Source organism: Lysinibacillus parviboronicapiens, from assembly GCF_003049605.2.
GTDB lineage: Bacteria > Bacillota > Bacilli > Bacillales_A > Planococcaceae > Lysinibacillus > Lysinibacillus parviboronicapiens.
On sequence record NZ_CP073713.1, the window covers coordinates 4,341,721 to 4,364,451 of the forward strand.

The following is a 22,731-nucleotide window of genomic DNA, read 5'->3' on the forward strand; positions in this document are numbered from 1 at the left end:
TCTGTCTTATATACAGGGGTCAGTCCCTTGTAGCGAATAGACCTTCTTCATTTCATAAATTATTTTTGCACATTAGACTTAATCATTTCAAACAATAAGGGCACATTCGTTCCACGCTGTAGAGAATTACAGCCTTCCATTAAAAACGTCCAGCTTTTCTTCATTTTTTCCCTATAAGAAAGCGCGGGATTCACAGGAAGAAACTCCCCGAGAAATTCTTCAATGGAACCCGATAAATTGTCAATAAAGGTATCTGCTTTATGAATCTTTTCTGTCGCAACTTCATTGCGCTCATTCCACAAAACATGCTCTAAATTAGTTGAAAAATAAAAAAGTTGATAAGGTACTTTTAAGCGATTAATGCTAAAGTGATCATGGGCCATTAGAATTTTGGCATTATTTGCTTTCATCTCATTACGTTGTTCAATCTGCTCTTTACGTTTCTCTGTTTTTACGAATATGGCATCCTCTGTGTAGTATAAATTTTGTTCAATATCTGACTTTACTTGAACAAATTCTGGCGCTATAAAACACCCATCCGCATCAGTAATATGAACGACAGCAGTTAAATCCTGCGCTAAAAACTTATACTTCTGTAAATAGTTGTGAATAACTCGCCCCACACTATTTTTAATATTAGGTATATTTTTTTTAGCATCCCATTTCGTTAAAATATCCTCTCGTTGCACATCAAAACGAATTGTCGAATTACCAAAATGCTCATCTAGATAATCTTCTAATACAATTTGCTCTGTTTGTCCTTCTACAATAATTAATAATACCTTTTTAGTCATGTTGCACACCTGCTTTTCTAAAAGCACGCTTGATTTTAAATGTTTTTGTTTCCCTATAAACTTCTTCGTCCTGTCCACCTAATTGAATTGCACGTAAATAGACATCTCTCGCATTATTCACTTCTTTAATCCCTTTAAGTTGCATATAGCGGGTATTTTCATTTGTCGTCGTAAACCATAAATTTTTAATGGCAAGCACCTCTAACACACGTAAATTGTGGGAAGTAAAAATTAGCTGTCCTTTCCCGCCCTCATCAATCACTGTTAACAACTCACCTAATAAATATTCAAAAACACCTGAATCTAATTCATCGATTATCACACAAGCATTCGGGTTATTATAGACTGCTATTAGTACACTAAGTACGGAAATAATTTTTAATATTCCTTCTGATTCAGTACGTAAGGGTAATTCACAGTCACCCCGTTGCGATAAAAATTCAAAACGTATTCCCTTTTCACCGCTATCTAATGTTTGCTCTGTAATAACATTAATCTTAATTGTTAACTCTGGAATAATCGTTGATAATACTCGATTACTTTGTTCAATTACTTCGCACAATATATAAAAGGCATCCTCTGGTAATAATGCTGGTCCCTTCAAATCATATGGAATTGAACCACGTGTTCTTTCTAAATGGACGCTAAATGGCATAATGCGTTCTTCAAATAAAGGAGCAATGTTTTGGTTATTCACGACATGCAAATCGCGATTAAAATCGATTGCCAAATTATGAAGCAGCTGCATTTCTAATTCCGTTAATTTCTCCTGTAATATAGGCTTTAAATCTTTGTGGAAGATAAATGACATATATTGTTTTCTCGCCAATTGATTGATGACAAGCATTTGGACGCGCAATTTTTCATTCATATCTGCAAGGGATGCATTGCGTATCTGCACATCCTCTTCTGTTGCATACAAAAGTACCTTCGAGCGCTTGCCTTTCTCATTTTCTCGATATGTCACACGCTCGGCGGTTGTGTATAGTCTTTTTTCATCTTCCTGTAACTCTACAAAATAATTGACATAAAAAGTACCAAATTGATTTTCTACAAGAAATTCTATTTCGATGTTTGCCTTATCCTCTCCTGCAAGAATCATTCGTTTTTCTCGAGCAGGCAATTTCACATCAGCAATCCAACCAGAAATGAGTGTCTTCAGTAAAGCAAATGCATCAACAATTGTCGTTTTCCCTGAACCATTTTGTCCGTATAGACCCACAACATTTGCCTTAAAGAATGTCTCAAAATCTACCACTAATGTAATTTCACCACTGCGTACATTTCTTAAATTTCGGACTTTTATTTTCTTGATTTTTATAATCGCCATGATTTTTAACATCCTTAACAGTATTTTCTTCTATTATAATTAATTTTGTTATATTTTATAACAATTTCGTTTTTAAGATATTTCCCTATCCTTTAGTCTAGGACAAATCAATCCATGAGTACGCCCAAGATAAGTAAGTATACAAATAAAAGACTTCCCTACTGTTCAGTATGAACTATGGGAAGCCTTTTATTTAATTTAAGAAAATTTTATTTACAAATCATACTACAAGGCAAATGTTAGCCATAATTATTTTACGTAATAATAGCTTAAGAATCCAAAGAGTGACTGTCTGAAAATGGTGATGTCGTTATATATTTTTGTGTGTACTATACGCTTAAGGTTAGAACTTCCACTAAAATAGACATCCTCACTCTATTTTAGATTCGTACTATTATAGTATATTTTTTAAATAACAATATGCACAGATACCTAAAATAAATGGTAAAAAAATACCATTATTTTCATTGGCGTATCAAAGTTTTACTGTGTAAATAGTTAGTTTTTTGGGTTGTGAATCAGATTTTTTGGCAGTATAGTTGATTATGATTAGGAAATGAATGGATTACTTTACTATTTTATAATAAATAAATTGACATAAAAGTAAATTTGATACCATATGTGATTAATTCAGTCTAGCTACTTACAACTATATGTACTATTTCATTTACTTTTTGCCATGAACATCATCGGTTATCCATTTTTCGCTAGAAATATGTCTTATAGTAATTTTAGGAGGAAGAGAGAGAGTATGAAAAAAAGCAAGAAACAAAACTTGTCAATCAGTAAGAAATTGACAGTTATAATGGTAAGTATTTTATTGTTATTCGGATTAGTCACTATGGGACTTTCCTATTATATTGTAAAAAATAGCAATTTAAAAGATATGGATCAATCCCTCTATGATAAAGGGATGATTTTATCTCAGACAATAGATCTTGATACACTAAATTCTATATTGGAACAGCCAAGCGCTGATAATCCAGATGCTCGCCGTTTGACAAACGAAATGGATAAAATCAACGACGCTTCTGACATTATCACAAATCTATATCTTATTACAGTAAATGGCGAAAATATAAATGCTCCTGTTCTTTCATCTAGCATTCTAGATTTAGGTGCAGAATATAACCAAGACATGATTGCAATGGGCCTATCCACAGATTTTCTTGCAAGAATCAAAGAGGTATTTGAAACAGAAGAGGCAACTGCAACCGATATATATAGCGATGAGTTTGGCAGCTATAAAACGGGATTAACACCTATACTGGCTGAAGATGGCTCTGTCTTAGCCGCTTATGCAATTGACTATGATGTTTCTATGGTAACAGCTAAAGCGATGTCAGAAGCATTATGGACATTATTAGTTACCGTTATTTTCTTAATAGGTTCTTCAATCGTAGTTTATTCCTTATTAAGAAAGAAACTAACACCAATTCAACAACTTTCACAACAATCAAAAAAAGTTGCTGAAGGGAATTTGGAGCTTGAAGCTTTGCCTGTTAAATCAAACGATGAAATTGGCTTGCTGACTAATAACTTCAATTTAATGATTGACAATTTGAGAACAGTCATTCAAAGTGCAACGAATGTTTCGTCACGTGTCTCGAATTCGGCACAAGTTTTATCTACACATATGCAAGTGGCAACAGATTCTTATAATAGTGTAGCTTCATCTATGCAAGAAATTGCTGGTGGTGCGGATTTACAAGTACAAAAGGCACAAGAAAGTTCAATTACAATTGAGGAAATGAGTATCGGAATCCAACGTATTGCAATGACGTCAAATCAAATATCTGAATCCTCTATTCTCGCATCAGAGGAAGCTGAAAAAGGAAATGATTCTACCAACAAATCTGTGGCGCAGATGAATGCAATCAGTAATGCGGTAAATCAATCGGCAGCATCCGTCAAAATGTTAGGTGCACATTCAGGTAAAATTGAAGAAATCGTCGGTATTATTACAGGCATTGCATCTCAAACGAATTTACTGGCGTTGAATGCTGCGATTGAAGCGGCTCGTGCAGGAGAGGCTGGAAGTGGCTTTGCGGTAGTTGCAGATGAAGTACGCAAACTTGCTGAGCAATCAGAGGCATCGGCAAGGGAAATTTCTACACTTATATCTCATATCCAACATGATACAAATGAATCTGTAAATGTGATGATGCGTGCTGTAGAGGAAGTAGACAATGGCTTGGTGATGATTAATGATTCCGAGAAATCATTTGGCCAAATTCTAACTTCGATTCATCAAGTTTCAGGTCAGATTCAAGAGTTATCAGCAACAATTGAAGAAATGGCCGCTGGTATGGAAGAGGTAACATCATCTGTTCAGGATACAGAGGAATTTTCGGTAAATTCTAGAGATAATACACGAGCAGTAGCTGTGGCTTCTGTATCTCAGCTGGATGCTGTGCACAAAGTATCAGATGAAGCACAGGTGTTAAATGAGCTATCTACTGAACTATCAACTGTTGTTAATTCATTTATAGTGAAATCATAATGAAAATGTATTCAATGGGAATGACTTTTCCATTGAATACTTTTTTACAAATAGGAGTTGACATGATTGAATATAAAACATGGACTTGACTTAATTACACCAGATGTTAATACGGAAACGAATGAGCTAAAGTTTCTACCTACTAATCGTACGCAATTATTAACGAATAAGGAAAAGTTATTATACCTGGCGCTAAATCAAACGAATTCCTCTTATGAAAAAGATAAAACTATACCAGAAATTTTTTATCAATCAGCTGCATTGTTTGCAGATAGAATTGCCTTGTCGTTTGATGGTGGCACGATGACTTATCGTCAGCTAAACGAACGCTCCAATCAAATTGCCCATATGCTAGTAGCTAATGGACTACAAAAAGGTGATTATGTGGCAATTGTCATGGAACGTTGTAAGGAAACTGTCGTCAGTTTGCTAGGCATTTTGAAAGCCGGTGGCGTATATGTTCCTATTGATCCAAGCTACCCAAAGGAACGTTGTCACTATCTATTGAACGATACAGGTGCACCCTTCATACTAACCAAAGATGAACATACTTTATTACTTAATGATTTACTACATAGTGATTTTCACACTCGCACAATATTTATCCTAAATCAGATGGAAGAGACCTTTTCAAAACACAATATCAACATTGATTTAGCCCCTGCTGATTTAGCCTATATCATTTATACATCGGGATCTACGGGCAAGCCAAAAGGGACGATGCTTAGACATTATTCTGTTGTCAATTTAATAACGGATAATCAAAGAATTTATAAATCCTCGGAGCGAGATGTCTATTCTCAATTTATCTCCTATAGTTTTGATCCATCTATTACAGAAACATTTACAGCTTTCTTCTCCGGTGCTAGATTGCATATGTTAACAACTATAGAACGGGTGTCGATTGAGGCATTTGCAGATATGATTAAGCGTGAAAGAGTGACAACGGCTACTGTACCAAATGCTTTCTTTACTCAACTCGCGACTTATCTCCCTATAGAGTACAAAGATGCACTGACATCACTCAAATATTTGTCAGTCGGTGGAGAAGCACTTATGTCTGCCGTTTTACAAAAGTGGCAAGAAAAATTTGGCACAACTACGGAAATTATTAATGTCTATGGCCCAACAGAATGTACAGTTCTATCTTCTTATTACAAAGTAAACAAAGCCATAAAGGACAACCAATCAAGTATCCCTATCGGTAAACCGATTGCAAATTATGAAATGTATATTGTCAATAAGGATGGGCAACTTTGTCCGATTAATGAACCTGGGGAATTGTATATCGCAGGTACAGGTTTAGCTGCTGGTTATTTAAATCAACCTGAAAAAACCGCCGAAGCATTTGTCCCTCATTTGTTTTCGGATAACCCTGAGAAATTGATGTATCGAACAGGTGATTTAGTGCGCTTATTGCCGAGTGGTGTCATTGAATTTGTCGGTCGCAAAGATTCGCAAATCAAAGTAAGAGGGTTTCGAATTGAGATTGGGGAAATTGAAGTCGTAATGGCCAACCAACCTTGCATACAAGAAGCAGTGATTCTCGCGAAGAAAATGGCGGATGGAAATAATAGCCTATTTGCTTACTATACTGTATCCAGTGGGATGCAGGTAAATCAGGCAGAAATCAGAGACCATTTAGCACGTAATTTACCTGAATATATGCTACCTGAACGCTTAATCGAAGTTCAAGAAATGCCTTTGTCCCCTACTGGTAAAATCGACCGCAAACAATTAGCTGAGATAGATGTTGCAATACCTTTAACAAGCCACTATGATGCGCCAGAAAATGCAATACAGCAAATGCTAGCACATGCTTGGGAACATGTACTCGGGATTGATCGTGTAGGGATTCATGATAATTTCTTTCATATTGGTGGACATTCACTAAAAATATTGGAAATTCTTGTTCAAGTAAAAAAACATGCGCCTTTTTTAAAAATCCAAGATTTCTTCCAGTATCAAACAATTGCAGAATTAGATAACTATATGAGCAGCTATCAACCTGAGGATAATGCTACAACTGATTATTCGGCTGACTTTGTTCTGAAGAACTTGATGGAGCCAAGTGTTCTACCAGTCACTCAAACTACGAAACCATTGCCAATGAATAATGTCTTATTAACAGGAGCGACAGGCTTCTTAGGAAGTCATGTTTTACATGAGCTATTGACTAAAACGACTGCTCATATTTACTGTCTCATTAGAGAAAATGCACATGCAACGCTCGATGAAAAATTAACAGATAGTATGCAATTTTATTTCGATGATTCAATTATCGCTATGTTGGATCAGCGTGTAACAATCATTCAAGGAGATTTAGCAAAACCAGCACTCCAATTATCAACGGACGATGAGCGTACACTTACTGATAACATCGATGCGATTATTCATTGTGGTGCCGATGTCAGACATTTTGGAGCGGTTGCACAATTTCGCGATGTCAATATTGAGGGTACGAGGTACTTGCTTAATCTTGCGAAACGCAAAGCTGGAGTTCATTTCCATTATGTTTCAACAATTGGGATTCCAGAGGAGCTCGCGGCAAAGCAATGGGTACCAAATCAAGTTCATGGAGATTTTAACTATGATGTTTCACTTGAAAATGTTTATAACCAAAGTAAATTAGAGGCTGAGAAGCTCGTTAGAAATGCTGTTGAAGATGGGATTCCAGCTTCTATTTACCGTGTAGGAAATTTAACTTGTCATTCCGAAACAGGTAAGTTTCAGCGCAATATGGATGATAATGCTTTTTATCGAATGATTAAATCAATGCTTTGTTTAGGGAAAACACCAGAAGCTAACTGGCATGTTGATTTTACACCGATAAATTACGCGAGCCAAGCACTTGTTGCATTAGCATGCCAGCCGAATTCAAACGGCCATACATTCCACATATGTAACCCTGTACCCCTATCATATCTCAATTTCATTGAAGGTCTGAAGGGACTGGGCTATGACTTGGAAGTGATAGCGGCAGACGAGTATGAATACTGGTTATTACACGCAGACCATCCACAAGCATTGCAGGAATATTTAGCATTAGCCATTGCTCAGCTTGAGGGTGATGGAGCAAGCGATTCCCCATTTATCTTTAATACAAAAAAAACGCAGGAATTTCTAATGAATACGGATGTCGCTTGTGCTGAGCCAAATCCAACCTTTATCAAAACAATGATAAATTACGGTATCCAAATGGGCTATTTTCCAAAGCCACTCTCTGTGGGAGTCAAATAATGTCTTGTTCAAGTAGGGTGAAAAATGGCGTACACTTATTCATGCTACCTCTTGGCCCACAATTATTACAATGGGAATCTGAAGCATTGTTATTGAACCTTCCAGATGAAGATTGTATAAGAACATTAAGGTATAAGCACTGGCTGGATCGGCAGAAGGCATTACTTGAGACCGCTCACATTAGATGGATGATTCGCGAATTTACAGATTTACAACATGCAAAAATTACTCGTAATTGCATTGGCCGCCCGTATATTGCCAACAACAATCGTTGGCAAGGCGACTTTAATCTGTCACACTCTGGCGATTGGATTGTCGCTGCGCTAACCCATCAAGGTCGTGTTGGCGTCGATGTTGAAAAGATAGATCGTTTCAATGAAGATATAATGCCATATGCCCTGTCAGAGGCAGATATATATATGATTAATCACTGTTCTAAAGTGAATCGAGCAAAGTTATTTTTTGAGCTCTGGACAATGAAGGAAGCAATCGACTATTTTCGAATGCAACGCCAACGCTACTGGATACGGTTGTATTAAAAAACAAGTGTAATGACATTTATACACAATTGTTATATGTAGATCAAAAACATCCTGTTACAGTTTGTTGGGACCGCGAGCTGCTCCTTGTTAAGCAAACTACATTGAACAGGAGCCAGCTTTTCAATGCAACCACTATTAATCGAATCTAGTCATACAAAAAGCCCCTAATGCAGCTAATTTGAACTGCAAGGGGGCTTCATTTTTTACTTATTTTAGAATGCTCGGAAGCAAGCATATTTTCAGCATGCGCAGCAACATTAATTCTATTTAAACAAGTCTTGATACATTTCTTTTGCTAAAAGTTCCATTCCGTCTATCGTATTATACCCATAGCCAAACAAATAATTGTAATCTACTATATACATCTGTTTATTTTTGATTGCCTTCATGCTTGATAATTTTGGATTGGCATAGATGGCTTCACGCACTTTTCCAAGGTCTGAGCCATCCCAATTAGGTATAATTAAGACATCTGGATCAGCCTCAATAAGTGTTTCAACACTTACATCTCCTACTTCATCCTTAAAAATATTATCTAACTTAATCATATTAAAAGCATCATTGAAGAATGTTTCACCATGTGCTGGATAGACAAAAAGCTCCTTTGGATCGTTAGTATGCAAATAAGCAAATGTTTTGTGCTCTTTAATACTTTCTAATTTTGAAGTAATTGTTTCTTGTCGATCTTTAAGCTCTTTTATAAAATTATCTGCTTTATCTTGAACACTAAAAATTTTACCGATGTTTTCTATGTCTTTATAAATAGAAGCATACGTTCCATCTGTAACTGATGACTCTAGTACATAGGTTTTAATATTCATATCATTGAGTGTATCTACAGTACCTACACCCCAATCTGCATTATCAAATAAACCGCCTCGTCCAAAGACTAAGTCTGGGTTAGTTCCTAAAGTTACTTCTTTACCAACATATTCATCACTTAGAATATTTAATTTCGAGTAATCTTCCTCTACTGATTTGTCGGGTTCTCCAAAGTTGGCCCCTACCCCTACAATTTTATCGCCTAAACCTAAATGCAATAATAGCTCTGCTGCTGGACGAGTATTAGCCATAATTCTTTCAGGTGCTTTATCAAACACTTGATCTTTGTTAGCCCATGTTGTTCCGCCTTCAGCTTTCGAAAAATTTTGAATCGTCAATGGGTAATGCTCTTGCGTTTCTTTTTCCGTTGAGGTATTTTTAGTTGTTCCTCCACAAGCTGTTAATGTTAACACCGCTGCTAAACCAATTCCAAGTAATAATTTCTTTTTCACTGTGATCCTCCTATATTCCATACGCAAAACTCAATCCATTTGTAACAGGATTCGTATATGTTTGGCATTTTATTTGATATAATGCTTGAATTGTATCTGATGTTAAAACTTCTTCTGGTGTACCGTGAGCATAGACCTCTCCCTCTTTTATTGCGTACAGATAATCGCAGTAATGCGCTGCCATTTCTAAGTCATGAAGCGCTGCAAGAACACCTATGTTCAAACTTTTTACACATGATAAAATTTCAATCTGATAGCGGATATCTAAGTGGTTCGTTGGTTCATCTAAAATCATAAATTTAGGTTGTTGCGCGATAGTTCTCGCAAGAATAACCCTTTGTTTTTCCCCACCAGATAACGATAAGAAACCACGATTTTTGTATTCAAGTAAATTTGTAGTTGTTAAGGCTTCCTCGACAATCTCAAAATCTTCTTGTTTATCGGACTCTAGCATTTTTTTATGCGGTGTCCTGCCCAACATCACCATTTGTTGTACTGACAAATCAAAATGCATTTCATTAAACTGCCCTACGACACCCAATCGCTGAGAAATTTTTTTCTCGGAAGTTTTTAAGACATCTAAATCATCTAAAAAAACCATGCCCTGTTGTGGAACCAAGCTTTTATAAATACTTTTTAATAGCGTTGATTTCCCACATCCATTTGGTCCGATAAGGCCAACAAATTGTTGTCTTTTTACGTGGATTGAAACATTTTTAATAATTTCTTTCTTCCCTATCCTTATTTCCATATCCTTTGCAGTCAATTCCATTTTCTACCCTCCGAAGTTGTAGCCTTTTTTCACAATCATATAGATAAATAATGGCGATCCTATAACTGATGTGATGATACCAATAGGCAATTCCACATTATGTATTAATGTTCTTGACAAGATGTCTGCCCAAATCATAAACAGTCCGCCTAAAAGTAAAGTCCCTAACATTAATCGTTTATGATCCGCTCCAAAAATCCCCCTTGTGATATGTGGGATAATCAAGCCTACAAAACCAATCATTCCTGCGTATGCGACCATTGTTCCTGTAATGAGTGCAGTGACAATCATATAAAATTTACGGTAGATGCTTAAATTAATACCAAGGGTAATAGCTGATTCATCACCTAGAAGCATCGTATTTAATACGCGATGTTGGAACAGGAACAGTCCACCACCAAGTAAAATTACTACTGCCATGATAGGCGTTTTCTCCCAGCTTGCAGAGGCCAAGCTTCCCATAGACCAAAATGTAACAGTTTTAATTCCTTCGGCATCATTAGCAAAAAAGATAATTAAGCTTGAGAAAGAACTACATAATGCGCCAATCACAACCCCTGAAAGAACGAGTTTTACGGATGTCGCTTTACCGCCTATACTCGATAAAATAAGTACTGCCATTGACGTAAACATCGCACCAACAAAGGCACCGAACGCTACACCAAATTGAGCCAAAAGCGCACTACTACCAAAGCCCACTAGAATGGCAAATGTTGCACCTAAAGAAGCACCTGACGAAATGCCCAGTATATAGGGGTCAGCAAGCGGATTTTGCACAACTGCTTGCATGACGGTTCCACACAATGAAAGACCTATGCCAATCAGCAATGCCAAAATAACGCGGGGCATCCTCACCTGTAAAATAATATTCAAGTAGGATTCACTTTGGACATTATCGAGCGAGCCAAGCCGCCCATTGGTCATAGCATGCAATAATATATCCATAGATTGCTTGAACGGTATATTGACTTGTCCTATCGATACAGAAAAAACGGCGGATAACAATATTAAGGCTACTAAAAGAACAATAATCGCATAATAAATATTGCCCATCCCGATTCTGTTTATATCTTGTTTATCCAAGATTTCACCTCTATCTACATTACTCATTTTGAATGATAACGATTATCATTATCATTTTCTTTTGTATTGTAAGATATAATTAGTTGAAAAACAACAAGAAATTTTATTATTCATTGTTTTACTGAATTGAGAACAAATAGTTTGCTAGTGCAATATGACAATAACATTCATTTAAGCATGGTTTCTTTTATGGCAATTACAACAGAAAATATTCATAAAAAAAAATCCCATGATTTACGAAACATAGAGTAGAATTTGATAATCCATTCTATTGCTACCAGAGAACACGGATCTTAAGAATCATCAACACACAAAAACACCTCTCAAAAATATTTTTGAGAGGTGTCCCGCGATAAATAGTAGTGCCCTTAATAATACGATTAGTCTACACTTTACTCACTGCCCTTTTGTTTAACTAATCGACTAACGAAATACTTACAGCAGTTCTTCTAATCTTCCGTTGCTACATTATTCATTTGGAAATTTTGGTAGATAAATCATTGCCTTAAATAAATCGCCATCTACTTGAACTAAGAACTTTCCGTGCTGGATGTGAATAAGGCTTTCAGCAATCGACAATCCTAATCCGCTACCTTGACTTGATCTAGATTCATCCCCTCGTTTAAAACGTTCCATTAGCTCATCGACTGAAATATTTAATTCATATGCTGAAATATTTTTAAATGTCACGAGTATTTCATTCCCTAAATCTTCAACATCAATATAAACCCTTGATGCAGGCTGTGCGTATTTAAAAATATTCGAGAATAAATTTTCGATGGAGCGCCATAGGAGTTTACCATCAGCCTTCACATACACCTTTTCTGTTGGGTTAGCCAACTTAAAATCTAATGACGACGCTTCAATTTTTTCACCCATTTCCCCTATTCCTTGCCTTAGTAATGATACGATGTCAATCCGTTCTAACTGAACAGGGATACTTCCACTTGATGCTTTAGCCGCTTCAAATAAATCATCTGTTAAGAGCTTGAGTCTTTTCGATTTTTGATCTAACACGTCCACATATTCAGCAATTATTTCAGGGTCGTTTTCTATTTTTAATAAATCGACATACGTAATGATTGACGTTAAAGGCGTCCTGATATCATGCGAAACATTCGTAATGAGCTCTGTTTTTAAACGCTCGCTCTTGATCTCACTATCCACCGACTTTTTTAACCCATCGGTAATACTATTAATATTCGATGCAAGTCGGCTAAACTCTCCTTTTCCGTCTACTTCAATGCGATGAAGAAGATCCCCATTCTTAATTTGTTCTACGCCCTCTTTAATGCGGTTAAACGACTTCACCTTTTTCATTGCAAACCAGGCTGCTAGACCCATGGTAATGGGAAATACGAAAAACGTTGCCGCAACTACTAATGGATAACCAATGACAAGCAGCACGACTTTCACACCCATACTGCCACTATCAAATACATGTTTTACTAAAAGAAAAACCTTTTTAAGAATTTGATATATGAGTGTATGCTGAAGTAATGATCTATTTTTGATATGCTTTACGAGCGATAAAATCATCAGTAAGGCAATGATAAAAATAGGTACCGTGAGGAGCATGGACATATCATGCAACACTTCAACAATCACTGCTATCCACATCGCTGTTAAACAAACGACTATCACAATGTTGAGATCATTATATAGTTTGTCAATGACATGAAAATGAATTTCTTTATCTTTAAATGACGTTCTTCCAATAACTATGATTAAATAAACCAAAGATAAAATAAACCCTGCTAGAAATACTATGCATTCATTAAGAGAACTTTTGGCAATCGTTTTGTCTTTTTCCCATTCCTGCATTTTTTGTTGTAAGAAAGATTCTTTAAACGCCACATAAATAATGTCTGTTTGTGGATTCAACATTTCAACTTCGCGTGTAAAGTAATCTAAGTATTGGCTTTCTTTCACTTCATTTGGATAAAGTTTTTGTTGATAATCCTCAAATAGCATATAAGCACCAAATGATTCAAATTGCTCTTTCTTGTTTAGTTCACTATTGGAGAATACATGTTCACCGTCACTCGCATAAAACATGATTCCCTCATATGCTTCTAATGTGCTGAGTAACCGATAAAATTCTCTTACCTGTTCTTTCATGCTTTCGTCTTTTTTACTATTTATGTCATCAGCATATTTTTCTTGATACATGCGCTTATTTTCTGCTTCACTCAAATTCGGATTATATCTGTATGAATAACGGAAGTCATTATATAAATCTTCTTCGATTTGTCTAATATCTTCTTCTGTTAGTGTCTTACCACTTAAAATATGTTCTTCACTTTTGTATTTTCTGATTAATTGCGCTAAGGAGGCAATAAGGCTGTAACTTTCATCAGCGAATGCTCGGCTTTCAAAATAATTATCTTGATTTATGCTACTAAGATGAACCTCATCAAATTCCATGTTGATAATTGCCTTCGCTGTACCCGTTAAACAAACGATGGCAATCAGAAACACAACCACTTTCGTAATGAGTGCATGACTAATATTTCTCAACTTTATACCCAACTCCCCATACGACTTTTAAATATTTCGGCTCTTTTGGATTTATTTCAATTTTTTCTCGAATCTTTCGAATATGAACCGCAACCGTATTTTCTGGATTAATGGCCCTTTCATTCCATACCTTTTCGTAAATCTCTTCAATTGTGAATACTTTCCCAGCATTTGCTGTAAGAAGCTTTAAAATTTTATACTGCACTGGTGTCAAATGAACCTCTTGTTTATCAACCGTAATGACTTTCTGTTCATCATTAATCATGAGCCCGCCCGTTTGAATTACATAACTACTCACCTCAAGACTGCCAAATGTCGTATACCTTCTTAGCTGAGATTTCACTCTAGCCACAAGTTCTAAAGGATTAAATGGCTTGGCCATATAATCATCAGCTCCGATATTTAATCCGAGTATTTTGTCATAATCCTCCGACTTAGCAGAAAGCATAATTAACGGAATCATATTATCTTGCCGAATCTTCATCGTCGCCGTAATGCCATCCATTTTTGGCATCATAATATCCATAATAATTAGGTGAATAACGTGATCTCGAATAACATCGATTGCCTCTATACCATTGTAAGCTTTGAATACTTGATACCCCTCATTTTCTAAATAAATGCTAATCGCTCTTACAATTTCTTTATCATCATCACAAATCAAAATGTTCAACTACAGTCACTCCTCCATCTCTTTAGGTTCATGTGATCACCCTATAGGATTCGTATAAGGATATAATACTAATTAAATCTTAACAAACTCACACACCAATTCTTAAGATTTTCTTATTGTTTCCTATGTACATTATAAACGGCAATAGACAATTCTGTTTTTCCTGATTCCATTGAACAACTGGAGGAAAAAGAAGTCCCTAATTATAAAAAAGAAAGCACTTGCACTGTTCTTAAAAACTGCTAAGAATCAAGGTTTGGCGCTAGACTACTTGATGTTTCTTATCACCGGATACCCTATCGTCATCAAAAGAGTACAACTCAGGATGTCTAGACTTCTTGCAATCACAAAGTTAAAACCTGACTTCACACCTCACTCATTTTGTCATACACTCCACTTTTAGTAGAAGAGGTTTAGCACTCGAACAAACCATGGATAGACTTGACCACTCAGATGATTAAATCACTAAGAATGCCTAGCTCCACGTTACAAAAGAAATCAAAAAAGAAGCTTCTCAAAAGTTTATACAACTCATGAGAAGCCTCGATTATATTTCTATATGTTAGCAAAATGTTAGCATTTCACTTTTAGCTTACATGCAAACCCTTATCTATCAAGGGTTGTAGCAGTTTATTACATCATGCCGCCCATACCGCCCATGTCAGGCATACCCATGCCTCCGCCTGCTGGTTCTGGAATATCTGCAACAACCGCTTCAGTTGTTAAGAATAGAGCTGCGACAGATGCTGCATTTTGTAGAGCTGAACGAGTTACTTTCGCTGGGTCTACTACGCCTGCTTCCATCATATTTACCCATTCGCCTGTTGCAGCATTGAAGCCTACACCAATTTCTTCGCGTTTTAAACGATCAACGATGATTGAACCTTCAAGACCTGCGTTGTTTGCAATTTGACGAACTGGCTCTTCTAATGCACGAAGAACGATTTTAACGCCTGTTGCTACGTCTCCGTCTGCTACGTCCGCTGCTTTTTCAACTGCTGCGTATACGTTAAGGAGTGCCGTACCACCACCTGAAACGATACCTTCTTCAACAGCTGCACGCGTTGAGTTAAGGGCATCTTCAATGCGAAGCTTACGTTCTTTTAGTTCAGTTTCTGTGGCAGCACCAACTTTGATAACTGCTACACCGCCAGCTAGTTTAGCAAGGCGTTCTTGTAATTTCTCTTTATCAAATTCTGAAGTTGTGTCAGCAAGTTGCGCACGAATTTGGCCAATACGCCCTTCAACTGCATCTGTACCGCCAACGCCTTCTACGATTGTTGTATTGTCTTTTGTGACAACCACTTTCGCTGCTCGACCAAGTGAAGTAACATCCGCAGATTTTAGATCTAATCCTAATTCTTCAGTAATAACTTGACCACCTGTCAAAATAGCAATGTCTTCAAGCATCGCTTTACGACGATCACCAAAACCAGGTGCTTTCACCGCTACAGCGTTGAATGTACCACGAAGTTTGTTTACAACAAGTGTTGCAAGAGCTTCACCCTCAACATCTTCAGCGATAATTAATAGTGGACGACCTTGTTGTACTACTTGTTCTAATAATGGTAAAACTTCTTGGATATTTGTAATTTTTTTATCTGTAATTAAAATGTATGGGTTATCAAGCACCGCTTCCATTTTATCAGTATCTGTTACCATATAGTGAGATGCATAGCCACGGTCGAATTGCATACCTTCTACAACATCAAGTTCAGTTGTGAAGCCTTTAGACTCTTCGATTGTGATAACACCGTCGTTACCAACACGTTCCATAGCTTCTGCGATTAATTCACCAACTTCTTCGTCAGCAGCAGAAATAGCCGCAACTTGTGCGATCTCTTCTTTGTTACTTACTGGACGAGAAATTGCATGTAATTCTGTTAGAGCTGCTGCTACCGCTTTGTCGATCCCTTTACGGATACCCACTGGATTTGCACCAGCTGTTACGTTTTTCAAACCTTCACGGATGATTGCTTGTGCAAGAACCGTTGCAGTTGTTGTACCATCCCCTGCGATTTCGTTAGTTTTAGAAGCAACCTCTGCTACTAATTTTGCGCCCATATTTTCATAGGCATTTTCAAGCTCTATTTCTTTTGCGATAGTTACACCGTCATTTGTAATAAGTGGTGAACCGAATTTTTTTTCTAAAACGACGTTACGACCTTTAGGACCTAATGTCACTTTCACTGCGTTTGCTAATTTATCTACACCTTGAAGCATTAATGAACGAGCTTCTTCTGAGAATTTAATATCTTTTGCCATTTGAATTTACCTCCTGGAATGGAATATTCGTTAAGCTTAATTTAAATAGTTGTGTTTTATTAAATAATTGCAAGAACATCGCTTTCACGTAAAATTAAATATTCATTGCCTTCATATTTCACTTCTGTACCCGAGTATTTAGAGAATATAATGTGGTCGTCAACTTTAATGTCAAGCTCTACACGTTGTCCGTTTTCTAAAATACGACCTGTCCCAACTGCTACTACTTTACCTTCTTGCGGTTTTTCTTTCGCAGAATCTGGTAGTACAATTCCAAATGCAGACTTTTCTTCTACCTCGATTAGTTCGATTACAATACGATCTCCTAGTGGTCTTAACAAGTGAAACAACCTCCTAATAATAAAATATTTGTTGAGAGTTTATTAGCACTCTATATCAATGAGTGCTAACACATTTATTATGATAATCAATCACTTCTTTTTTTGCAAGCCAGAACTTCGAAAAATTTTGTTTTCTTTCCATATTCCTCTACAATAGAAAGGAAGCATATGAATGGAAAGGATTTTGTCAGTGAATAATTCTCTAAAAGGTATTAACCATAAAAAAACGGCTCTTTATGTTTTAATCATTTACATTATCATGCAGTTGTCAGGCAGATGGCTCATTTTGCCGTTCCACAAAGTTGTGATGAGTACGACGGGTTTACCTGCTGCGCAGGCGGCCCCAATAACGCAAGGTTGGTATATCGCGCTTAGCTTTGCCATTGCTTTGATTCTAAGTTTAATTTTAACATCTCGTGACAAATCATTTTGGGATGTCTATCAAGGTAAAAAGGAAACAATACCACTAACAATTATGTGGGGTATTTTAGGTTTCTTCCTTGTATTTTTCGGACAAATGATCGGTGCAGCTATTGAAATGGCCATATTTGGCATCGAAGGCGGCTCACAAAACACAGCTGATATTGTTGCTATTGCCAAAGGTGCCCCAATCGCTATTTTAGCTATTGTTGTATTTGGACCTATTTTGGAGGAGTTCGTCTTCCGCCGTGTTATTTTTGGCTCGCTTGTCCAAACAACGAACTTCTGGGTAGCGGCCATCGTGAGTGCCATTTTCTTCGCGCTCATTCACTTCGATTTTTCACATATCTTGCTCTATACCATTTGTGGTTTGATCTTTGCTTTTTTATATCACAAAACAAAAAGAATCTGGACATCAATCATCGCACATGTAATGTTAAATGGATTTGTGACACTCGTACAATTCTATGCAGAACCACTACAAAAGTTTCTTGAAGAACTAGAAAAAATGCAATAATTTTTTTAACCGCTCTGGTTTTTCTAATATCCGAGCGGTTTTTCTATTGCTGGGTACTAATATAACGTATGCTAAGCAATAAAAGACTATCAGCGCATTCTATTATTAGAACGGTGTGAAATACCCGAGCCCTATTTAATAACTACCATCCCCTAAATAACAAAAAGCCCGGTGCATCTAGAATGCAACGAGCTATCATGAGTTAACTATTATTTTAATTCTTCAATTTGTCGGCGCTGTTGCTCAAGAGCTTCTTCAACCTGACGCTTTTGCTCAGCCTCTTGTTCTTCCTTCAAACGAATTTCTTCTGATTTTAAATATTTCTTATAGCCAACACGTGAAATCATGATACTAACTTCATAAAGCATAAATAACGGTACTGAAACCATTAAATGTGATCCTAATTCAGGTGGAGCTATCAATGCAGCACAGACAAACAGTGCAAAATAAGAATATTTTCGAATACGTATTAGTAAATTAGGACTTAATAAGCCTATACGTGAAAAGAACAATACCACAATAGGCAGTTGGAACAGAAAACCAAAAGGTATTGTAAGTTTAAATAAAAATGAGAAATATTCATGTACACCTATTACCTGAGTAATTTCAAGTTCCCCAGATAAATTCATCATAAACTTCATGACATATGGGAACAGTAAAAAATAAGAAAAAGATAATCCGGCAATAAATAAAATAAACGAATATGGTATATAACTTAGTGTTGCTTTACGCTCTACCTCACGGAGACCTGGGCTAATAAATGCCCATAATTGATACATTAACACTGGTGAAGAGAGAATAAACGCAAGTAAAAAAATCACTTGAAAATATATAGCAAGTGGTGTCGTCACATCAAATGCATGGAGTTCTAAATTATATGATTTACCTGTATCTTGAATATACTTTACAAGTGGTTTTGCAACAAAGAAGCTTCCAATCATCGCTAGCGCAAAGAAAACGGCAACAATGAAAAGCCGTTTTCTTAATTCTTCTATATGTTGAATGACAGTTAGATCTTTTGGATTCATTCCTCAAACATCCTAACTTACTTATCTAGTTCTTTCTTTTTCTTGTCATCATCTTCATCGTCTGCTAATCCTTTAGTAGCATTTTTGAATTCACGAAGAGTTGAACCGAATGCTTTACCTAGCTCCGGTAACTTCTTAGGACCAAAAATTAATAAAGCAACAACACCGATAATAATGAGGCTCATAGGACCAATACCACCCACTAAAGCCACCTCCTCTTTATATCCACCATTTTAACGCATATTTCGTCATTTTGCTAACTAATTATATGTGAAAGTTTTTCGTCTAGATATCTTTAAACCGTTGAATCTAGCACCGTGATTTGACAAAAATTCCAATCCTCTATGTAATCTCTATTCTTCCTGATTACGTATTAAATAAATTAATGCCTGCAATTCTACCGACAAATCAATTGTTAACAGTTGCATCTTCTCCGGTACCGTAATGCGCTCTGGCGTAAAATTTAATATACCCTTGGCATTCATCGCCGCTAATCGGTCAGCCATTTTTTGTGCTGAGCGTGGTGATACCGTTAATATTGCAAGTTCCGCGCCGTATTCCGCATACTTTTCTTCTAATAAATCAGGGTGATAAACAGGAATATTACTTGTCATTTTCCCCTCTTTTGGTGCCTTTGAATCAAATGCAACCACAATATGTGTATTATGATTTTTCTGGAAATTATACTTTAATAACGCATTACCTAAATTCCCTACACCAATTAACGCCACTTTTGTTGTTTCATGCTGATCAAGTGTTTGGCTAAAAAACGTTAATAAATGCTGTACATCATAGCCATATCCTTTTTTGCCCAGCGCTCCGAAATAAGAAAAGTCACGGCGAATAGTTGCAGAGTCAATTTTCATTGCTTCACTCAGTTCCTTCGACGAGATACGTTCCATACCCTCTTGTGCAAAGTTTTGGATAAATCGATAGTAAAGAGGAAGTCTTTTGGTTGTGGCTTGTGGAATTTTCACATCTTGTTTCAAACTTTTTCCTCCTTATAAACACATCAAATTCGCCTCAGCGGATTTGAATACTGATTTTGAAACATGCTTATACGATTAAAATTTTTGACATCCACTGGGGGATTTCCCTTTAGTTAGTGGCGTCTATTACGCCACTAACTAAAGGGAAATCGTTTCAATCTTACATGACAGCTCGGAATAAGTAAAGCACTGACATTGCAAGCAAATCTCCCATCTATTACACTAAGAAGGAATTGAGGTGTCAAGAATGATTGTATTACAAGTCAATCAACTATATAAATCCTTCATTGCAGATGAAATTTTAAGTGGCGTAAAACTAGAAGTTCAACACCGTGATCGCGTAGCATTAGTAGGGCGCAACGGCGCTGGTAAATCCACTTTACTAAAAATAATTGCTGGTCAAATGTCGTATGACTCTGGTGATATCATTATTCCAAAGGGTGTACAAATCGGATATTTAGAACAACATGCTGGGCTAAACTCTACATTATCTATTTGGGACGAAATGATGACAATTTTCGAAGCGCTTCATGCACAAGAGAAGACTTTACGTTCCCTAGAACAACAAATGGCTGACCCAGCTGTTTATGAAAATGCCGATATGTACGCCAAAGTTATGTCCGAGTATGACCAATTACAGCACGATTTTAAGGATGCAGGCGGTTATCAATATGAATCAGATACTCGTTCTGTACTTCACGGTATGCAGTTTTATCCTGAAGACTATGATAAAGCTATTAGCTCGCTATCAGGGGGACAGCGTACACGTTTAGCACTTGCAAAACTCCTTCTGAGCAAACCTGACTTATTAATTCTCGATGAGCCAACTAACCATTTAGATATTGAGACACTGTCATGGTTAGAGACATATTTAAAAGGCTATGAAGGCGCGATTTTAATTGTTTCTCATGACCGTTATTTCTTAGACCAAGTGGTTTCGATTGTCTATGAAGTCTCTCGTCATCGTGTGACAAAGTATCCTGGAAACTATAGTGCCTATTTAGACGAAAAAGCGAAAAACTATGAGCGTGACATGAAGATGTTTGAGCGTCAACAGGATGAGAAGGCTAAGCTTGAGGACTTTATCCAAAAAAATATAGCGCGTGCCTCTACGACAAAAATGGCTCAAAGCCGTCGTAAAATGCTCGAACGTACAGAATGGATGGACTCTCCCGATGGCGATGAAAAATCTGCTAGCTTCGGCTTTACGATTGACCGCCAAAGTGGAAACGATGTGTTGTCAATTGATGGATTAGCTGTTGGTTACGGGGAGAAGCAAATTTCAAGTGGTATTTCACTGCGTACTTTCCGGGAGGATCGGATTGCACTCGTAGGTCCAAATGGTGTCGGTAAATCGACTTTACTAAAAACCATTGTGAAGGATTTGCCAGCTCTCGCAGGGGAAATTCGCTACGGTACGAATGTACAGATTAGCTATTATGATCAAGAACAAGCGAAACTTTCGAGCAATAAAAGTGTCTTAAAAGAGCTGTGGGATGAATGGCCATTAATGAATGAAAAGGATATTCGTACTGTTCTTGGCCGCTTCCTATTCAGTGGAGAAGATGTTGATAAAGCTGTTACTTCTCTATCTGGTGGTGAGAAGGCACGACTTGCATTAGCGAAGTTGATGATGCAAAAGGCCAACTTTCTTATTCTCGATGAGCCAACCAACCATTTAGATTTAGACAGTAAAGAAGTGTTGGAAAATGCGCTCATTGATTATCCTGGAACCCTATTATTTGTATCGCACGACCGCTATTTCATTAATCGAATTGCAACAAAAGTTGTTGAGCTGTCGGGTGATGGCTCATTCGAGTATCTAGGTGACTATGATTATTACCTTGAGAAAAAACAGGAACTTTTAGAAATTGCACAAATGAAAGCTGCTGCTCAACCGCAAGTCCATACAGAAGCATTAGAAAAAACTTCTACCTCTAAAATAGACAAAGAAGTAAAAAAACGTGAGCGCCAAATTCGACGCTCCATCGAAGAATTAGAAGGAAAGATGCAAGAAATAGATACTGAAATCGCTCATTTAGAAGAAGCGCTTTGTAATCCTGAAATCTTTACAGATCATGAAAAAATTACGCAATTGCAAAGTGAATTAGCTACCTCAAAAGAGCAACATGAGCTATTGGAAATGGAATGGCTTGAATTAAATGAAGAGTTGGAAAATATTATTGCATAACACTTTGTAAAGCCATGTGCCTTGTCACATGGTTTTTTTCTTTACTCGCCTTCATTTTTCATATATATTGGTCAAGTGCTATTTTTCGACAAAAAATGCCCACAGTTTTATACACACTATAAATCTAGTAATATCAACATATCAACAGACTTTTCCACATTGTCCACAATTCCAAATTATTTAATCCACATATTTTTGTGAAAAATAAGCTACTATATATAGAATAATCACAAGTTATACACAAGTTAT

17 protein-coding genes are annotated in these 22,731 nt (G+C 36.7%); 5 read left to right on the forward strand and 12 right to left on the reverse strand.

Annotated elements, in window-relative coordinates:
* Positions 1–59: 59 nt before the first annotated feature.
* Positions 60–794, reverse strand: a complete 735-nt coding sequence (locus tag C9J31_RS20975; protein WP_107951649.1) for a hypothetical protein — start codon at positions 792–794, stop codon at positions 60–62.
* Complete coding sequence (locus C9J31_RS20980) at positions 787–2,124, reverse strand: AAA family ATPase (RefSeq protein WP_107951648.1); 1,338 nt, start codon at positions 2,122–2,124, stop codon at positions 787–789. The genes C9J31_RS20975 and C9J31_RS20980 overlap by 8 nt, the downstream gene beginning before the upstream one ends.
* Before the next feature lie 751 nt (positions 2,125–2,875).
* On the opposite strand from C9J31_RS20980, the gene C9J31_RS20985 reads away from it, so the two are divergent.
* The 3 genes from C9J31_RS20985 (at position 2,876) to C9J31_RS20995 (ending at position 8,406) form a co-directional block, all read left to right on the forward strand.
* On the forward strand, positions 2,876–4,627 hold the full coding sequence (locus C9J31_RS20985; RefSeq protein ID WP_107951647.1) for a methyl-accepting chemotaxis protein: 1,752 nt from the start codon (positions 2,876–2,878) through the stop codon (positions 4,625–4,627).
* A 66-nt stretch (positions 4,628–4,693) separates the two neighbouring features.
* Positions 4,694–7,867 carry a non-ribosomal peptide synthetase family protein gene (locus C9J31_RS20990; protein ID WP_107951646.1) on the forward strand — a complete coding sequence of 1,058 codons (3,174 nt, stop codon included), beginning with the start codon at positions 4,694–4,696 and terminating at the stop codon, positions 7,865–7,867.
* Positions 7,867–8,406 (forward strand): 4'-phosphopantetheinyl transferase family protein, encoded by a 540-nt coding sequence (locus tag C9J31_RS20995; protein WP_107951645.1) that lies wholly within the window; start codon positions 7,867–7,869, stop codon positions 8,404–8,406. The genes C9J31_RS20990 and C9J31_RS20995 overlap by 1 nt, the downstream gene beginning before the upstream one ends.
* Before the next feature lie 266 nt (positions 8,407–8,672).
* Here the strand turns inward: C9J31_RS20995 and C9J31_RS21000 are convergent, their stop codons facing one another.
* The 7 genes from C9J31_RS21000 to groES all read right to left on the reverse strand — a co-directional run bounded on the left by C9J31_RS21000 (position 8,673) and on the right by groES (position 17,337).
* A complete protein-coding gene (locus tag C9J31_RS21000; RefSeq protein ID WP_107951644.1) occupies positions 8,673–9,683 on the reverse strand; it encodes an ABC transporter substrate-binding protein in 1,011 nt (336 codons plus the stop codon).
* Between the two features lie 10 nt (positions 9,684–9,693).
* Positions 9,694–10,455, reverse strand: coding sequence for an ABC transporter ATP-binding protein (locus C9J31_RS21005; RefSeq protein ID WP_107951643.1), 762 nt, complete (start codon positions 10,453–10,455; stop codon positions 9,694–9,696).
* A 3-nt stretch (positions 10,456–10,458) separates the two neighbouring features.
* Positions 10,459–11,508, reverse strand: a complete 1,050-nt coding sequence (locus C9J31_RS21010; protein ID WP_425312821.1) for a FecCD family ABC transporter permease — start codon at positions 11,506–11,508, stop codon at positions 10,459–10,461.
* A gap of 498 nt (positions 11,509–12,006) precedes the next feature.
* Positions 12,007–14,058: a HAMP domain-containing sensor histidine kinase gene (locus C9J31_RS21015; RefSeq protein WP_202973823.1), complete on the reverse strand. Its 2,052-nt coding sequence runs from the start codon at positions 14,056–14,058 to the stop codon at positions 12,007–12,009.
* Entirely contained in the window at positions 14,045–14,731 is a 687-nt protein-coding gene (locus tag C9J31_RS21020) for a response regulator transcription factor (RefSeq protein ID WP_054768346.1), read from the reverse strand. Before C9J31_RS21020 ends, C9J31_RS21015 begins: the two co-directional genes overlap by 14 nt.
* Before the next feature lie 633 nt (positions 14,732–15,364).
* Positions 15,365–16,996 carry a chaperonin GroEL gene (groL, locus tag C9J31_RS21025; protein ID WP_107951641.1) on the reverse strand — a complete coding sequence of 544 codons (1,632 nt, stop codon included), beginning with the start codon at positions 16,994–16,996 and terminating at the stop codon, positions 15,365–15,367.
* A 59-nt stretch (positions 16,997–17,055) separates the two neighbouring features.
* Positions 17,056–17,337, reverse strand: coding sequence for a co-chaperone GroES (gene groES / locus C9J31_RS21030; RefSeq protein ID WP_107951640.1), 282 nt, complete (start codon positions 17,335–17,337; stop codon positions 17,056–17,058).
* Between the two features lie 172 nt (positions 17,338–17,509).
* On the opposite strand from groES, the gene C9J31_RS21035 reads away from it, so the two are divergent.
* On the forward strand, positions 17,510–18,274 hold the full coding sequence (locus C9J31_RS21035; RefSeq protein ID WP_107925489.1) for a CPBP family intramembrane glutamic endopeptidase: 765 nt from the start codon (positions 17,510–17,512) through the stop codon (positions 18,272–18,274).
* 209 nt (positions 18,275–18,483) lie between these two features.
* On the opposite strand, the gene tatC is transcribed toward C9J31_RS21035, so the two are convergent.
* The 3 genes from tatC to C9J31_RS21050 all read right to left on the reverse strand — a co-directional run bounded on the left by tatC (position 18,484) and on the right by C9J31_RS21050 (position 20,291).
* Positions 18,484–19,302 carry a twin-arginine translocase subunit TatC gene (gene tatC, locus C9J31_RS21040; protein ID WP_107951639.1) on the reverse strand — a complete coding sequence of 273 codons (819 nt, stop codon included), beginning with the start codon at positions 19,300–19,302 and terminating at the stop codon, positions 18,484–18,486.
* A gap of 17 nt (positions 19,303–19,319) precedes the next feature.
* Positions 19,320–19,505 carry a twin-arginine translocase TatA/TatE family subunit gene (locus tag C9J31_RS21045; RefSeq protein WP_268807934.1) on the reverse strand — a complete coding sequence of 62 codons (186 nt, stop codon included), beginning with the start codon at positions 19,503–19,505 and terminating at the stop codon, positions 19,320–19,322.
* A 150-nt stretch (positions 19,506–19,655) separates the two neighbouring features.
* Positions 19,656–20,291, reverse strand: a complete 636-nt coding sequence (locus C9J31_RS21050) for a redox-sensing transcriptional repressor Rex (RefSeq protein WP_107925487.1) — start codon at positions 20,289–20,291, stop codon at positions 19,656–19,658.
* Between the two features lie 247 nt (positions 20,292–20,538).
* On the opposite strand from C9J31_RS21050, the gene C9J31_RS21055 reads away from it, so the two are divergent.
* The gene (locus tag C9J31_RS21055) at positions 20,539–22,482 is read left to right on the forward strand and encodes an ABC transporter ATP-binding protein (protein ID WP_107951638.1); all 1,944 of its coding nucleotides are present in this window, start codon (positions 20,539–20,541) and stop codon (positions 22,480–22,482) included.
* Positions 22,483–22,731 lie beyond the last annotated feature (249 nt).